The sequence below is a fragment of the Pseudoalteromonas agarivorans genome, from assembly GCF_024518735.1.
In the GTDB taxonomy this organism is placed as follows: Bacteria; Pseudomonadota; Gammaproteobacteria; order Enterobacterales; family Alteromonadaceae; genus Pseudoalteromonas; species Pseudoalteromonas atlantica.
In genome coordinates this window covers 1-16,916 of record NZ_JANIGJ010000001.1, presented here as the reverse complement: position 1 = coordinate 16,916, position 16,916 = coordinate 1, and the positions used below count along the sequence as shown (strand labels likewise).

The 16,916-nt window shown below is 41.1% G+C and carries 12 protein-coding genes and 2 tRNA genes; 1 reads left to right on the top strand and 13 read right to left on the bottom strand.

The features are described from left to right. Nucleotides 1-70: 70 nt before the first annotated feature. The 10 genes from NQT65_RS00070 to NQT65_RS00025 form a co-directional block, all read right to left on the bottom strand. Nucleotides 71-2,806: a poly(beta-D-mannuronate) lyase gene (locus NQT65_RS00070; RefSeq protein ID WP_256850580.1), complete on the bottom strand. Its 2,736-nt coding sequence runs from the start codon at nt 2,804-2,806 to the stop codon at nt 71-73. 524 nt (nt 2,807-3,330) lie between these two features. Beyond that, nucleotides 3,331-4,293: a class 1 fructose-bisphosphatase gene (locus tag NQT65_RS00065; protein WP_138579782.1), complete on the bottom strand. Its 963-nt coding sequence runs from the start codon at nt 4,291-4,293 to the stop codon at nt 3,331-3,333. Continuing rightward, entirely contained in the window at nt 4,290-5,372 is a 1,083-nt protein-coding gene (gene fbaA, locus NQT65_RS00060) for a class II fructose-bisphosphate aldolase (protein ID WP_054983428.1), read from the bottom strand. Before fbaA ends, NQT65_RS00065 begins: the two co-directional genes overlap by 4 nt. Before the next feature lie 13 nt (nt 5,373-5,385). Beyond that, nucleotides 5,386-6,003: a bifunctional 4-hydroxy-2-oxoglutarate aldolase/2-dehydro-3-deoxy-phosphogluconate aldolase gene (eda, locus tag NQT65_RS00055; protein WP_024034155.1), complete on the bottom strand. Its 618-nt coding sequence runs from the start codon at nt 6,001-6,003 to the stop codon at nt 5,386-5,388. 65 nt (nt 6,004-6,068) lie between these two features. Then, entirely contained in the window at nt 6,069-7,001 is a 933-nt protein-coding gene (locus tag NQT65_RS00050; protein WP_256850210.1) for a sugar kinase, read from the bottom strand. Nucleotides 7,002-7,059: 58 nt separating this feature from the next. Next, nucleotides 7,060-8,367 (bottom strand): MFS transporter, encoded by a 1,308-nt coding sequence (locus tag NQT65_RS00045; RefSeq protein ID WP_126007606.1) that lies wholly within the window; start codon nt 8,365-8,367, stop codon nt 7,060-7,062. A gap of 3 nt (nt 8,368-8,370) precedes the next feature. Then, nucleotides 8,371-8,715 carry a cupin domain-containing protein gene (locus tag NQT65_RS00040; RefSeq protein ID WP_004589273.1) on the bottom strand — a complete coding sequence of 115 codons (345 nt, stop codon included), beginning with the start codon at nt 8,713-8,715 and terminating at the stop codon, nt 8,371-8,373. 5 nt (nt 8,716-8,720) lie between these two features. Then, nucleotides 8,721-10,940: a heparinase II/III domain-containing protein gene (locus tag NQT65_RS00035; protein ID WP_420875617.1), complete on the bottom strand. Its 2,220-nt coding sequence runs from the start codon at nt 10,938-10,940 to the stop codon at nt 8,721-8,723. Nucleotides 10,941-10,942: 2 nt separating this feature from the next. Continuing rightward, complete coding sequence (locus tag NQT65_RS00030) at nt 10,943-13,201, bottom strand: chondroitinase-B domain-containing protein (RefSeq protein WP_256850209.1); 2,259 nt, start codon at nt 13,199-13,201, stop codon at nt 10,943-10,945. Nucleotides 13,202-13,347: 146 nt separating this feature from the next. Further along, the gene (locus NQT65_RS00025; RefSeq protein ID WP_024034160.1) at nt 13,348-14,226 is read right to left on the bottom strand and encodes an NAD(P)-dependent oxidoreductase; all 879 of its coding nucleotides are present in this window, start codon (nt 14,224-14,226) and stop codon (nt 13,348-13,350) included. Between the two features lie 939 nt (nt 14,227-15,165). Between NQT65_RS00025 and gloA the strand changes: the two genes are divergently transcribed. Continuing rightward, the gene (gloA, locus tag NQT65_RS00020; RefSeq protein ID WP_004589277.1) at nt 15,166-15,564 is read left to right on the top strand and encodes a lactoylglutathione lyase; all 399 of its coding nucleotides are present in this window, start codon (nt 15,166-15,168) and stop codon (nt 15,562-15,564) included. A gap of 37 nt (nt 15,565-15,601) precedes the next feature. Here gloA and NQT65_RS00015 read toward each other — a convergent pair whose 3' ends face one another. The 3 genes from NQT65_RS00015 to NQT65_RS00005 all read right to left on the bottom strand — a co-directional run bounded on the left by NQT65_RS00015 (nt 15,602) and on the right by NQT65_RS00005 (nt 16,698). Beyond that, entirely contained in the window at nt 15,602-15,868 is a 267-nt protein-coding gene (locus NQT65_RS00015) for a DksA/TraR family C4-type zinc finger protein (protein ID WP_024034161.1), read from the bottom strand. Nucleotides 15,869-16,373: 505 nt separating this feature from the next. After that, a tRNA-Glu gene (locus NQT65_RS00010) sits at nt 16,374-16,449 on the bottom strand. A gap of 173 nt (nt 16,450-16,622) precedes the next feature. Continuing rightward, nucleotides 16,623-16,698 (bottom strand) — tRNA-Glu (locus NQT65_RS00005). Nucleotides 16,699-16,916: the final 218 nt, after the last annotated feature.

The following is a 16,916-nucleotide window of genomic DNA, read 5'->3' as shown; positions in this document are numbered from 1 at the left end:
CTCCTTTATCATTGTGTGTGTTGTGCGTAGTTTGCTATTTTTATAAGTATTAATAATGTGCAGTGTGGGCTTATTCATCTTGTGCCACCCACGTAGAGCCTGCACCTACATCAGTGCTTTGGATGTAGTATAAGTTTCTTGCACCTGCTAAGGCTTGTGCTCCATTTGAGTCAGTCTCAAGCAGCGTACTTGTAGCAGTGACAAACTCTGGGATTTCTTTACCATTTGCTTCTGGGTTTTGGTCAATAGCGCCATCGGTGTCGTATTCACCATTGCCATTTACGTTTCTAATATCAACCCAAAGGTCGCTCGCATCGCCCGACTCATAACTGTCACTAAAGCCAAAGCTGTTAGAGAATAGTGATTCAGTATGGTTAATTAGGTCACAGTCGTATTCAAAAGAGTGATCGCTCGACAGCTCGTTAGGGTAAAAGAAACCATAAACAAGCGCGCTGCTTTCAATGGTGTCTTCATCAGTTTGATCGCCCACCCCATTAGCATTTAAATTACCGTTGAAGTTAATTTCAAACGCATTTTTAGTTAAACCATACAGTACAGGTGCATTTTCTGCGGTAAGCTCATCACAATCTCCAACAGGTGCGTTTGAACCTATTTCTGTACTAAATACAAATGGTTGCTGTGAGTTAAGTACCGTATTATTAGTCACATTAAGGGTAAAGTCGCCTGCGCCATCAAGCACAGCTTGGTTACCTCCATTTGGCACCCCGCCATCAGCTTGTGAAAATGGGTTAGCGGTAAATACAATACCACCGGCTTCTTTATTACCAGAACGAATACCAGCGATGTAGTTATTGCTTACAGTGTGGCCTAAAGGCGTAACTAGCACGCCGGCAGGGCGATCGCTTGAACTTGCAATATCAGTGGTACGAATAATAATGTTGTCTGATACCGTATTAAATCCACCATCTTCAAGCGAAATACCGCCATTAGGATTTAAAATGGTATTGCCTTTAATCGTCGCGCCAGAGGTTTGTACGCGCATTAAACGTCGGCCTGTAACAAAGTTTTCTACTCGGTTATATTGAATAGTAAAGTTTGCATCATCAGCAGAGCCTGTATCTGTTGTACTACCTGCGTTAATTAAGTGCAGGCTAGAGTTACCAAAATTTGGGTTGCTGCTGGTACCTGTGAAAAGGTTATATTGAATAACGTGGTTAGTGCTCGATGAAGACATTTTTATCACCGAACCATTTTCTGCTTTATCGCGGTTGGCAAAGGTATTACGCTCAACCATTGCGCCGTCGCCTTTAAGCATTAACCAATGGTAGGTAGAGTTATTTAACGTCTCTGCTTCACCATCGATAGTATTTTGTGTAAATGTGAAGTTGTCACCCTCAGAATAAATAACGGCATCTTCTTCGGTTTCACAAAAGCCACCCGTTTTAGTATCAATATTTTTAAATGTAAGTCCTTCAATACCCGCGCCATCAACCCCACTGGCTACATGAATACAAAGCTCGCCACTAATTACCGGGCTTTGTCCTTCAACAGCTTTAAGTGTTGCTGCGCTGGTTAGCATAATGGCATCAAGATCGGCGTATACACCGGTATTTAAACCAAGCACATCGCCATCACCAAGCCCTGCATTAATAGCACCTAATAGCGCACCCGCATCGCTTATCACTTGCGTGTACACTACTGTATCGGCGGCACCGGTAATTGTGCTTGAAAAGCCATCGTTATCGGTATAACTCGCAGTGACCGATATAATCGCGCCAGCTTGATTAGTTGGCGTAAATGTTTTGCTGTTGGTATCGGCAATTGCTACGCCATCAGCAAGCCAAGTGTAGGTAACGTTTTGCTCATCTACCCCATTGTTATCGCTAATTTCAGCGGTTAATTCGCTAGTCACTAAATATGGCGTAGCCCCTGAAATGGTGATACTACCCGCTTCATCTACAGCCTCTGCAGAAACAGCAATGGTTGCCTCAGAAAGGTTGTCTTCGGTAAAACCGTGATCGTCCGTGTAGGTAACCTGCACGGTAATAAATTGCCCTAATAATGACTCATCTACAACGTAAGTGCTTTGCGTGGCACCACTAATTGCAACCTCATCAGCAAACCACTGGTAAGTAATTGTGCCGCTTGCACCATCTTCATCTGTTATTTCGGCTGTAAGTGTATTACCCACCGTAGGTGTGCCAACAATAGCCACCGACCCTTCTGAATTTGCACGCTCTACTGGCGCTGTGGCAGTTGATGTAGCTGACTCTGCAAAGCCTCTGTTATCTTCAAATGCTGCATTTACAGTTATAACTTTACCTAGTTGCGATTCGGTAATAGTGTAGGTTGCTAAGGTTTCATCGGCAATTTCAACATCATCTGCAAACCATGTATATGCTACAAGCGCCGGATCAAAACCATTTTCATCCGCTACATTAGCACTTAGTTCATTACCTATAATTGCATCACCGTTAATTTCTACCGTGGCCGCAAAAGGAATAGCTGACACTTCATCGGTGGGCTCACTTAAATGTGACTCATTAACACCACTGTCATCTGTATAAAGTGCTTGTGCTGTAATTGCAAAACCAATTTGCTCATCTGTTAATGTAAAAGTTGCGTCATTAGCGCCACTTATAACTTGTCCGTCGGCGTACCAGTAGTAGCTTACTTCACCAGAAATACCATCGGCATCATTTACGCTGGTCGACAATGTTTCGCCCGTTAACGCTGTGCCTGATAGAGCAATAGAGCCCAATGTGTTGTTATTATTATTTGAATCCGTGTCACAACCTATAATGGCAGCTGCAACAGCACATAATGCAAAATGTTTTAATTTCATCATGGCTCTATTCTCCTTAATTGTGTGGTTTAGTATTTGGCAGGTGTTATGTGTGATTTACCAAATACCCAGTGTGTTATTACCAAATTATTTTATTTTTACGCTTCATTGTTAACCAACTTGGTAATATAAGCATAATAAAAACACTTTTACCACTATATTCGTTCAAAATTCATCATATTTTATTAACTGAAAGTTAACTTACGTCTATACCTAATAACGCAGCGTTATTACCAATATTAATTTCACGAATAGATAAACAAACAACCTTTATGAACAATTGGTTTTACCGAAAGAATTACTCTGTATTAATACGTAGCGCGATAAGCACATAAAGAATAGGGGGTGGAAAATGCAGGTGTGAAGCTTTAGCTGTAATAGCCTATAGATATGAATTTTTGGTGTGTATATAAAATAGCGTAGCCACTGCGTTTAACTCACTATTAGACAGCAGTGGCTTACATTTTATTTAAAAGGCGTAAGGATACAGTAACCGCCCTTTTGTACTGAGGCCTTAGCCAGGTTTAATAAACCGTAGAATTAAAGTAAGTCACAGGTTCACTAGAGCCTAAAATAACAGGCACACGCTGATGCAGCTCATCGGGCTGAATATCTAAAATACGCATACCTTTAGAGGTGGCTATACCGCCTGCGTTTTCAGTGAGCATTGCCAGTGGGTTAGCTTCGTAAAGTAAGCGTATTTTACCGTTTTCATTACCTGCGCGCGTATCTTGCGGGTACATAAATACCCCGCCACGGCATAAAATTCGGTGCACATCGCCAACCATGGCTGCATTATAGCGAATTGAGCTTTTAGCAAACTCTTCTGATGTATACAGTAATTTATCAAAGTAAACTTGTGTTGCTTCATCCCAGTATCGGTAATTTGCCATATTAACCGAGAACTCACGGCTTTTACTCGGTACTGCAAGCTCTGGTTTTGTAAGCAAAAAGCCACCGTGGGTTAAATCGTGTGTATAACAGCGGGTTGGCCCGCCTGTGCTCATTACTAGTAACGACGATGGCCCATACAGCACGTAGCCTGCACAAACCTGATTAGTACCGGGTTGATTAAATTGCTCATCACTATCGAAGGGCACATCTGCCTTTGCTGGATAAATGGTAAAAATAGTGCCTATTTGCCCGTTAACATCAATGTTTGATGACCCATCAAGGGGATCAAATGCCACAATATATTTACCATCAGGGTGGGCGCCTACTGCATTATCTTCTTCTTCAGATGCCACTGTTTTTACAAGATCATCATCAATTAAGGTATCTTTTAACAGTTGATTGGCAATGACATCTAACTTTTTTTGCACCTCGCCCTGGATATTTTCGTTAAGGGTAGAGCCTAAAACACCCGCAAGCTCACCTTGGCTTACTCTAAACGCTATTTCTTTTGTGGTTGCTAATAGCGTGCGAATTAACATAATAAGGTCGGTTTCAACCCCATCTTGCTTTAATACTTTATTCAGTCTTTTCATGCGCTATACCTGTTCACACAATTAAGGTCGTCAAAACATTGGATCAGGCGAGCCACCATATGCTGCTCCGACTGACGTAACCACACACGTGGATCATAGTATTTTTTATTGGGTTTATCTTCGCCATCAGGGTTACCAATTTGGCCTTGCAAGTAGTCTTGTTTTTCTTGGTAGTAGTTTAATACCCCGTTCCAACTCGCCCATTGGGTGTCGGTATCAATGTTCATTTTTACCACCCCGTAGGTTAGCGACTCAGCAATTTTACTGTGCTCAGAGCCACTCCCACCGTGAAATACAAAATTAATAGCGTTATGCTCTAAATTAAATTTTTCAGCTACATAGGCTTGCGAGTCGCGTAATATGGTAGGTGTTAATACCACATTGCCAGGCTTATATACGCCGTGGACGTTACCAAAAGAAGCAGCAATGATAAAATTAGGGCTTATTTTACTAAGTCGCTCATAGGCGTAGGCTACATCTTCTGGTTGAGTGTAAAGCGCAGAGCTGTCGAGGTGCGAGTTATCAACCCCGTCTTCTTCTCCGCCGGTACACCCGAGCTCTATTTCAAGTGTCATGCCTATTTTTGCCATGCGCGCTAAATAACGCTCACAAATTTCTATATTTTCTTCCAGTGGCTCTTCTGACAGGTCTATCATGTGCGATGAGAAAAGCGGCTTGCCTGTTTGTGCAAAATACTTTTCGCCTTCATCTAATAAACCATCAATCCAGGGCAGTAGTTTTTTTGCTGCGTGATCTGTGTGCAGCATTACAGCAACGCCATAGTGCTTCGCCACGTTATGCACATACTGTGCAGCACTTATTGCCCCAACAACGGCAGATTGCTGGCCCTCTAGTGCTAAACCTTTACCACAAAAAAACTGCGCTCCCCCATTAGATAGTTGAATAATGACCGGCGACTTCATTTTTTTTGCGGCCTCTAAGGTGGCATTAATTGACGATGTGCTCACCACGTTTACAGCAGGCAATGCATACTGATGCGTTCGTGCGTGTTTATACACTTCGCTTACTTCATCGCCAACAACAACGCCTGGTGCAATGGTTGGGGCTAAATAATTCATTTTTTGCTCCTTGCTATTTTAAAGCCTCGATACAAGAGTCTGTAATGGCTTGCCAATTACCCTGCGTTACCCATTCTTTTTTAGCAACCCAGGTACCGCCTACTGCAAATACATTGTTTAACGACAAGTAATCCATTTTATTTTTTTCGCTTACGCCGCCGGTCGGGCAAAAGCTCACTGCACGAAATACAGATGAGACAGCAGAGACAAACGGCGCACCACCAGCAAGTGAAGCTGGAAAGAGTTTTTGCTCTTCAAAACCATATTCAAGCGCCATTAATATATCGCCGGTATTTGATACACCTGGCAATACTGGCACGTTACACTTAACCAGCTCACTTAATAGTGTAGGCGATACAGCGGGAGTAACTATAAAATCTGAGCCTGCTTCTAGCGCTTGCTTTAAAATTGTTTCGTTAATAACGGTGCCTGCGCCCACTTTTAGCTGTGGAACCTGTTCTTTAATGGCTTTAAGCGCATCAATTGATGCATCTGTTCTAAGAACAACTTCTACCAAAGTTAGGCCTGCCTCTGCCATTGCTTTAGCAATGTTTACACCTTGCTCTGGCGTGTCTGCTTGAATTATAGGTAGCAGAGTTTGCCCTGCCATTAGTTCAGAAAAGCGAGTCATGCGTTATTTCCCTTATTTTTAAATAATCGTGCTACTTAGTGTTATAAATTGAGTAAATTAGCCAGTTAGAGACCTGATTTAGCCATGGCTTGTTGAAAAACATCTTTTGGTGCAATAGCACCGGGTTGCTGAATAACAGCGCCGGCAGCCTGCGCGCCCAGCTTAACCGCTTCGCTAATTGGGCGCCCATCTAAACGCGCTCCTAAGTACACGCCGTTAAAGGCATCGCCTGCGGAGGTTGTATCGATAACGTTTTTAACCGGCGTAATACTGTGGCTTTGCACTGTATTAGCCTCTTTTGTAATGACCGAATCGGGGCCGTTTTTTACTATAATTTCGTTAATGTTGTACGGAGCCAAATAATCAATTACCGCTTCTACACTTTGCACGTTGTAAAGCGTTTCTAAGTCTTCAACGCCGGGTAACGTAATATCGGCTAAGCTAAATGCACTATGGTATTGCGCTTTAGTTTGCTCAACGTTATCCCAAAGTCGCGCACGGTAATTTGGGTCAAATACTATTTTTACACCCGCGGCTTTAAGTTGCTTCACTATGTTCCAAAACTGCGCTCTTGCTTGCTCTTCTATTACGGCTAAAGAAATACCCGAAAAGAAAAACATATCACCCGATGACAGCTGCTTAACAAGCTCAGGGCTGATAAATTCAACCACCTTTTTGGCTGCGGAATCATCACGCCAATAAATAAAACTGCGCTCGCCTTGCTCGTCCGTTTCTATGTAATACATACCTGGGACTTTACTGCTATGAGCAAATACATAATCTGTATTTAATTGCTCACTTGTAAAACGCTCACGCATTTTTTTACTTAAGTTATCTTCCCCTAAAGCGGTAATAACCGAGGTGGTGATTTGTGGGAAACAACGCTTTAAGTAAACTGCCGAATTGTATACGTCACCTGCAAATGACTGATGCAATGTAGAGGGAACAGTCGCTCTTAACTCAATCATGCACTCGCCAATAAAGTAAATATTTTTCATTATTATCACTTACCTTAGGTAGTAAATGGCTGTGAGAAACACAGCCATTGCCAACAAATTAGTTAGGCTTTTTCAATGGTTCAATTTTTGGAATTAAGATCCATACAGCTGCCATTGCAATAATCGCTAAAGACGCGCCTATCACAAACGCCGGTGTATAATTACCATCCGCTGTTAAAATAGGTACCAATGACGTAAGGCCTACAGCACCTAATTTAGCGGCCATGCCAGAGAAGCCCGACAACGTACCTACCGCTTTTTTACCGAGTAAGTCGCTTGGTAAGGTTTGCACGTTACCAATGGCGGTTTGAAAACCAAATAAAATAACAGCCATAATAAGTACCGCAATTACCGGCTCGCCTGGGTTTGCCATTGCAAGCAGCGCCGGCAACATAATTAAACACCCTAATGTGATGGTCAGCTTACGCGTTTTATCGGTATTCCAGCCAGCTTTAAGGCGGTTTTGGGCAAGTAAGCCACCAAACCAAGCGCCAAACATAGCGCCTACATACGGAACCCAGCCATAAATACCAATCGCTTTAACATCCATGCCATACACTTCGTTTAAGTAAATTGGTATCCAAAAAACAAATAACCACCAAATAGGGTCGATAGCTGCAGAGGCTATAATTACGCCCCAGCTTTGCTTACGAGAGAGTAACTCGCCTGTAGACGGGTTATATTCTTCTTCGTCATCGCTTGTTACATCACCGTTATCATCAACGCGTCTTTGTCCGGTAAGAATGTACTCACGCTCTTCTTCACTTATCCAAGGGTGAGAGCCTGGAGGCGCTTTTACCAATATAATCCAAGGAACTAACCATAAAAAACCTAAGGCACCAACAAATATAAACACCATTTGCCAGCTAAAATACACGGTTAAATAAGCAATAAGCGGGATAGCAATAATGCCACCAATGGCTGCGCCAGAATTAAATATACCTTGCGCTAAAGCACGCTCTTTTGTTGGAAACCACTCGGCATTACCTTTAGCTGCACCGGGCCAGTTACCAGCTTCGGCTACACCTAAAATTGCACGGAAAATACTTAAACTAAGCACCCCTTGTGCAAAAGCATGGGCAACAGTGGCTAATGACCACACACCAATTGAAAGCACAAAACCTAAACGCGTGCCAACCCAGTCAAAAATTTTGCCAAAAATAGCTTGGCCAAATGCATAAGCAAATACGAATACTATAGAAATATTAGCGTAAATTTGTTTACGCTCTAACGCAGATTCATCAGGGAACATTTCTTCCACAATGTCTGGCCATAAAACGCTAAGCGCTTGACGGTCTATGTAGTTAATAATGGTAGCAAGTGCAATTAGCACTATAACCCACCAGCGTAAGCCTTGAATTTTCATAGGTTATTCCTCAAGAAAGTCTTCGCGAGCTGGGCTAAAGGTATCAATCAGTATACCGCCAGTTGGGCACGTTGCACCGTGATCAGCAAAAGGAGGAATAAAACAGCTATCACCCGCTTTTAAGATTTTAGTTACGCCATCAATGTTAAAGTGAAATTCACCCTCAACCACATACGTTACTTGCGAATGCCTGTGCGCATGGTTATAACCAATAGCCCCTTCTGAGAACCAAATTTTCACGGCCATTAGCTCTTCGTTATAGCCAAGCATTTGGCGTTTTAAGCCATTACCTAAATCTTCAATCTCGGTTTCGTTACCAAATGAAAAGTGTGCACTTTGCTTTTGCATCCTGTTTACTCCTGATTATTCTTCATCGCATAAACGCCAAGGCGGCCATTTAAGGTGAATGCTTTATTTTGATATGTGAATGTGTGTTTAGCTGCTTTATCGGCTTTGTTGATAGCAACCAAATAGGTATTATTTTTTACTTTAACTTCAATTAGGTCTAAGGGCTCTTGCGCGTCATACTTAAGTGACGATACACGGCTAACAGCCTCTAAGGTATATTCTTTACTTGGGTTGTATTCACCGTGAGGCTCAAGTACTGAAATAAATTTATGCTGTTTTTTACCTTCTACACGGCGAATGTAGCCATTTTCGTTACGAAGATTAAAGAGTGGATCGTTTGCCCCTATTTGCGTAAATAAGAAAGACTCATCCCCTTTTACTAGGCTTGTTTGTGTATAAAAACGGCCGTTGTCGTTTAACCACGTTACCTTTGCTAGGCCTTCATCTGGTTGTGCCTGTGCTTTTAACCATAAATGTTGATAACCATTTTTATCACCCAGCGCAGCTAAGCTTTTGGTGTTACCAAGTAACTCAAAGCTGGTATCAATTAATTGGCCTTTGTAATGCAGTGGTAAATCAATTTTATGGGAGGAATCTGCAGTCACATTAAAAATATCAACTGCAAGCGTGCTTTCAAGCATAGGTAAATTAATTAACGCTAACGTGCGTTCAAGCTCAACACCTTTGTAAGCGGTGCTTATTTGCCCACTTGACACCGTTCCGTATTGGTTTGTTTCAAAGAAATTAAGCGTAGGATGATTGTTATTACCCACTTTAACATTTGCATTAAAATGCGAGGTTTCATCAATCACAACCGTATTGTGTGCCACGGTATGTTTTGCGTAAGTTTCGTTTTCTGGTAGGTAACGACCGCCGTATTTAGCCTCAACATTTAAAAAACGTGCAGCGCCATAATCAGATACAATTTCATTGCCATGATCGTAAAACTGCCATGTTAATTTATCAAAATGTCCATGCCCTAAACCCTGTGCGGCAGGTTTAAATAAAAGTGCTTGGTCGCCACCAGTTTGCGTACGCATTACTACCAACGCCCCTTGCTCGCCATCGTTACCATCGCCAAACGCTACCGATTTAAATACATAAGGGGTTTGCTTATTTTTATCCAGTGCTTGAGCCACTTTTAGGCCATCGCCAGAGAGTATTATTTGATTTTGCTTTTTAGCTATATCTAAGTAACCAGTATCGTGTGTTAAACCGTAAGCGGCTGTTACACCGTGTACCAGCTCTATTGTATCTATACCTTTACTTTTAATTGCATCGTTTATCGGGAAAAATAAACCGTTATAGCTTAGCTGAATAGTGGTATCAATCGCTTTAAGTAATATGCCATCGCGATATTCAAAAATGTCTCGCTGCGGTTCGTTGTTTTCTATTGCTTTAGCAAAGGTAACAAACGGAAGTAGTGCAAAGCGTTGATAATAAGGACCTTCGTTGTAATAGCCTTGTGGCGAAAACAGCATGTCTAGCTGCTTAATAAAGCCACCCTCGCCCGATTTATCTAAATCGTAAAGAGACTTTTCGACCCACTCAGATTCATCTAACACATACCCTGCCATGCCTACACCGGCTGTAGCCCACGTACCATGGTTATGTACCTTGTTAAAGGTTGATGGCTGGCCTTGTGATAAAAATAACGATACTGGGCGCAGTAAGTCATTTTCGATGGTTTTAATATTAGCGGCGCTTAACGCATCATGCACTAAATCGTATGCTTGAATGGTATAAACAAGCCACATGGCCTCATTAAGGCTTTGCCAAAATAGTTTACCTGGGTTTTGCGACTTAACTTTGCGCTTAGGGTGTACATCAAGTGTTGGGTATAATTTGGCATACTCAAGCAACATATCACGTACGTAATGAGCGTATTTATCATCTTGGCTTAGCTGATAAATAACACCGGCGTTATACATAAGCTGATAATTTTTTTTGTGACGTTCGTGGGTATACCCTCCCCCACCGTCTTTTGGTACAGGCACTGTTATAGGGCTTTTAATTTGCTCATCTACTTGTGCTTTAAGCGCTGCAAATGCGTTGGCAAACTTGCCCTGTTCGTTGTTGCTAATTGCTTGGCGCATTTGCTTTACATCATCATTGGTTATTACCAAATTTGGATGCGCTGCGTAGGCGTTTATCGATAAAACTAAGGCACTTACAGTAACACCCAGCGTTTTAAATAATGACTTATTTTGGGTTAAATTCATCATTGTTAGTTCACCTTATTTAAAACGTTGTTATTTTTAATTGTTGCCGTGTGCGGGCCTACTACACGTAACTCTTTTACGCTTGGCGCTTGAGTTGCATCAAAGGTGTTATCTGTAATGGCTGTTATTGGCTCACCAACCGTGTGCTCAATTTTAATCGGTGCCGATTTTTCAAATACGTTGCTTGCAATATTTGTTACTTGTACACCGTGCGCATACACACTCGCTTGCGCCTTGTTGCGCTTACCTAAACCTACTTTAGTTAGGGTGTTATTGGTCATTAATAAATGCGGACCAAAGGTGCTTTCATCACTCCCCCCTCGGTATAACTTAACGACGCCACCGGCTACCTCATTAAAGGTATTGTTTTTAAGTGTTACATACTCTGCGTTATAAATACCTAAGTCTTCTATTTCGGTATTGAGACGTAAAATATCGCCAGTTACATTTTTAAAGGTATTATTTACTAACGTGATTTCATCTGCCATCGCCCCTTTACCCGTTACAAAAAAGTGAAATGAGTGATTAATATCAAGATTAGTTAATTGTGAGTTGTGTATTTCAAAGCGGTAGTTATCAACCATGCCCCACTTTTTAGTACGTACCACACTATTATTAATGGCATCAGGTGCGTTTTCACCCGAGATAACTAAACCATCTATCTTTAAGCTACCGCCATCATGAATTTCGAATAAGGTGGAGCGTTGGTAGGTCAGCTTAGCTTTGCCAGTATGTTTAGCCTTAAGGGTAAGCACTTTTGTTATTTTAACGAGTTTAGATACATCGTATTGACCATCTGCAAGCTCTAATACATCACCCGTTTGGGCTGCATTGATTGCGTTAAGTAAGGCATCTGCAGTTGCTTTAACCTGGTGAGTTTTACCCGTATCAAATGCCACAACTTGCTCTGTTTTTGGATACCAGCTAACGCCGGTATCGGCCTTTTTTAGCACCTTTAAACCGCGTTTAGCACCTGCACTAATTTTGCTTGATTCAGGATACAGTAAACCGTTACTAGCTCTGGTTAGTGTTACATTTTGCTGTTTAACACCGTAATTTAACGCTTTTAATACCTGGGTATTAGCTACATTTTCACTAAATTTAATACCGCTTACATCATCAAAGGTTGTAAAAGGCTGCTCGCCATTTTGATTAATAATAAGGTTATTTTTCATTACGCTATTAATTGGTGCAGCGCTACGCTCGCTATCGCTACCTGCGCCAAGTTGTATATGACGCACATTTACATAGGTATTGTTTTCAATTGTCGCGTTTTCTACCTGATGGTAGCGATTTATTGGTGAGTTAGGTACGCCGTTCATAACCGTAAAACCACTCCCAAAACGGTAGCCTGTTAAACCTTCTAAGTAGTTATTTTTTACTGTTTGGTTTTTATTAATTATGCGAATGCCACCTGTGTGATCTACACCGTTACCAAAAAAAACGTTCTCTTGTATAATATTGCCATTACCATGGCGCAACGTTAGTGTGCCGCGAGATTCAAAAAACACATTATTGCGGATTTGGTTTTTCCCTGATTTAACAGAGATTATTTCTACTTCGCCGTTAGTACGTTCAAAGTAGTTGTTTTCAACTACGGTAAATGAATCACTTAATGAATAGTGGCTAGTACCAATGCGAAGTGTTTCACCGCCGTTAGATCCAAAAGTAGGACGATAGCCAAAGAAGTTATGATCAATTTGATGGTGGTTTTGTTGGCTTTGCTCACTATTAAGCCTTACTGCAACCGTAACGCCTTTGTTACGTTTACCTACTAAGTGGCTGTGATCAAAACGATTGTGTTTACCATATAGAGCCACCCAATAGTCTGATTCTCGTTTATCGGGGTTATTGTAGTTATCGATAACAACTTGTGTTACGCGGGAGTGAGTAGCAAGCTCATCTTTATTTTTACGAAATTCTATAACGGCTGAGCTAGGCGTATAACCATTTTTAAATACAAGTCCTGACACTTCTAAATACGAACCCGCCAGTCTTAAATTAGATTGCCCTGATAAAATAACGTTACCCTTGGTTTGCGCTGTAAGCTTTATTGGGGCGTTTTTGGTTCCTTGGCCTTGTAATAAAATTTCGAAATTAGACCACGTACCGTCTTTGAGAGTTACTTTATCGCCGGCAACGAGTTTGTCAGAGATCTCTTGAAAAGCTTGTTTAGTGTCTACAAAATAATCTTTGGCTGCCAATTGTGTGGATGTGCACCCAATAAGAACTAGGCTAAGCTTTATTATATTAATTAAACGCATAGATAACTCTTTTTCAGTATGACCGGAAGTAATGCCTTATCAATAGTAATGCTGCACTCATTGCACAAAGCAGGTTAAATCTAGCCAATTGATGTTGTGTGTGTTTTGGTGCTTTAACTACGTTAAAGCACCCAATGTTGTCGGTATTACTTTTCTAGAGTTTTAAAGTAATCAAAAATTTCTGGTACGTTGCCTTGCCCCATACCTGCATCAAATGCCGCTTGTAAGTTAGCAGATGACCCTTCAGCAATTTTTGATTCAGTCCCAAGGTCTGAAACCATTTGTAGGAAGTAGCCTAAATCTTTGTTTGCATTGGCAATTGAAAAACCAAGGTCGCTTACATTGTCTACCGCGTAGTTTTTACAAAATTGCATAAACGGAGAGCTAGAAGGCCCTGTCGACATAATGTCAAATAGTTGCTGGCGGTCTACACCGGCTTTGTCTGCTACAGCAAACGCTTGTGACATAGCACATACTGTGGTCATACCCATAAAGTTATTGATTAACTTAGTTGTATGCCCTGCGCCTAGCTCACCTAGGTGAAATACGTTTTCGCCTTGATCTTCAAGTACAGGTTTAACTTTATTGAAGGTGTCAATATCGCCCGCTGCCATAATATTTAATAGGCCGTCTTTAGCATGGGCTGGAGTACGCCCTAGTGGTGCGTCAATCATGCCTGCGCCTTTAGCGGCTAGATCAGCACCAATTTTTTTAGTAGACGAAGGAATTGATGTACCAAAATCAATTAATACCGCGCCTTCTTTAATACCCGCTAAAATGCCATCTTCTGCGTAGACAATTTTTTCAACAACTGCTGATGTTGTTAAACAAAACATAATTATGTCTGCACCTTGTGCAAGCTCTTTTGCAGTGCTTGCTGTTTTTGCGCCTCTGCTAACGCATGCAGCAACCGCATCTTTGTTTAAATCCATAACAATAAGCTCATAGCCTTTGTTCTGTAAGTTTTCGGCCATATTGCCGCCCATTAAGCCAAGGCCGATAAAACCGATTACTGGTTTAGACATGAATAACTCCTAAATATGATGGCGCGTGCTTTTATGAGTACGAGTAATGATTTACCCCATAAATAGGTACGCTGTGTCGTTTAATTCAATTTGCTAAAGTAACCCTGAGCATGTTCGTTTGAATAGGTAACCCGCCGCGTTATTACCATTTGAGCGAATAAAAACAGAGTGATTACACGCTGTATATTATTGACCGGTTACGTATTTATTTCGTTATGCTTAGCATTGCTTTGATTATTTATTAATACCTTGGAGAAGCTAAAACCAAGCAACTTACCAATTGGTATGTAAAAACTGTATTACCATACACCAATCTTGTCAACCAATAAGTTAACTTTGTAAACCAAGGTAATTTACAATTTATTTCAAATCAACAAAATAACAATAATAAACAATTAGTTATAGGTAGTATGGAAATCAAATTAATTCAACGCACTTTTCCCTTCTTTGGTTAGAGCTTAATAAAAAATAGGTTGACCAATAAGTGCAACAACTTTATAAACTCGTATAAATAGCATGGCTATAATTACATTGTGCACTAACCCATTGTTGGTAATACCACTAATTTAGTGTGCTAATATTATGGCAATGCGTGGTTGTAAATGCCGAGCCTTGTCCACATTTAGCTTAAATTGCCCGAACTCAGGTTAAGAAGTTTACTTACGTATTAAATCGTACTGATATTTTAATTTATTTCACAAGCCGAGGTTTTCAGTGAAGACAAAGCCACTTGCGCGGCAATAGCTGGGCTTATTGCAAGTAAATTTGACGCAATGAGTGCGCAAATAGCTGGTTAATATAAACTTATTATTCAAAGTTGAGGTAAAATAAGCCTCTAGGTATATGGCAGGCTCTGGCCTTTGCAATGCGGTTATGGATACTCCATAAAGACGCTATGCTCCACACCTATTTAAATTTAAACTCACAGAGGTAACCTAAATGCGTTTATTACACACAATGTTGCGTGTAGCCGACTTAGAAAAGTCACTTTCTTTTTATACACAGATTTTAGGAATGAAAGAATTACGCCGTTCTGACAACGAAGAGTATCGTTATACATTAGCTTTTGTAGGGTATGGTGAAGAGGATAGTAATACTGTATTAGAGCTTACTTATAATTGGGATGAAAATAGCTACGATCTTGGTAATGCGTATGGCCATATAGCTATTGAATTTGACGATATATACAAGGCATGTGACGACATAAAGGCCGCTGGTGGAAACGTCAGTCGAGAGCCGGGGCCAGTAAAAGGCGGCACAACAGAAATTGCTTTTGTGAAAGACCCTGATGGCTATTCAATTGAGCTTATTCAGAAAAAGAAAAACAAAGCTCACTAGGCAATAAAATTTATCAAAAAGCTGCCTAGTCGCACCTTTACCTTAGTTGGCTATCTTTACTTGCTCGGCGGTTTACGCCAGCAACGCCCTTGCCTTTAGCCTCAAGCTCACTTTGACACGCCACACAGTGCCTAACACCTGGCAGCGCTAACCTGCGTGCCTGTGGTATTTCACAATCACACTCATCACAGAATTCAGCACTCGCGCCTGAGATTAAATTTTGCCTTGCATATTGCACTGCGTCGTTAACACTTGCATCGATTTGATCTTGAATTGCGCCATCACGCGCCCAACCACTTGCCATAATTAACTCCTAATAATAAGAAATTAAGCTAAAAGGTTAGCAGCACAGCGCTTTATAAATGCTGAATATTTTGTACAGGCTTTATTGATTGAGCTATTTAAAGGATGAATAAATATGGTTAAGAGTAATTTGAAATTTAGTTGTGCTATCCATTTTATCTACACATGCAGTTATAAGTATGTATTTTTAACGCAGCTAGCAAAAAATTTATCACTGTAACTGAATAATTATTATTGCGGATCGCTCTTGAAAACCAAAGAAATTATACGTAGGTGATTATTAATTAAACAGATAGGTTTTTAGATATTGAAGAAAATTAAAAGTGTAAAACTAAAATTTTAACGGATAAACGGTAGAAGTTAATGCGCTGGATAGCGCTGAGGAAGTAATAGCTTTATAAACTACTAAAATAGTAAGTGGCGTCTCAATAGATTAGTACTCTCGATAACGTCGTGCATAGAGAGTGCGGTGTCACACTGCTTTATACATCACCTAAAATAGTAAGTGGCGTCCCCAAGGGGATTCGAACCCCTGTTACCGCCGTGAAAGGGCGGTGTCCTAGGCCTCTAGACGATGGGGACGCAGAAATTGCTTTGCAAATCACTGATTTGCTATTTCTAAGTAAGATGAGGCCGAGCCTGCGAGGCGAATGGCATTATCTTCTTAAAAACTTTTCTGTGTCACTAGGACAACTGAATGGTTTGACTCGTTTCAGGCGAGTTTTTAATAACACTACCCTACTATAAATAGTAAGTGGCGTCCCCAAGGGGATTCGAACCCCTGTTACCGCCGTGAAAGGGCGGTGTCCTAGGCCTCTAGACGATGGGGACGCAGAAATTGATTTGCAAATCACTGATTTGCTATTTCTAAGTAAGATGAGACCGAGCCTGCGAGGCGAATGGCATTATCTTCTCAAAAACGTTTCTGTGTCACTAGGACAACTGAATGGTTTGACTCGTTTCAGACGAGTTTTTAATAACACTACCCTACTATAAATAGTAAGTGGCGTCCCCAAGGGGATTCGAACCCCTGTTACCGCCGTGAAAGG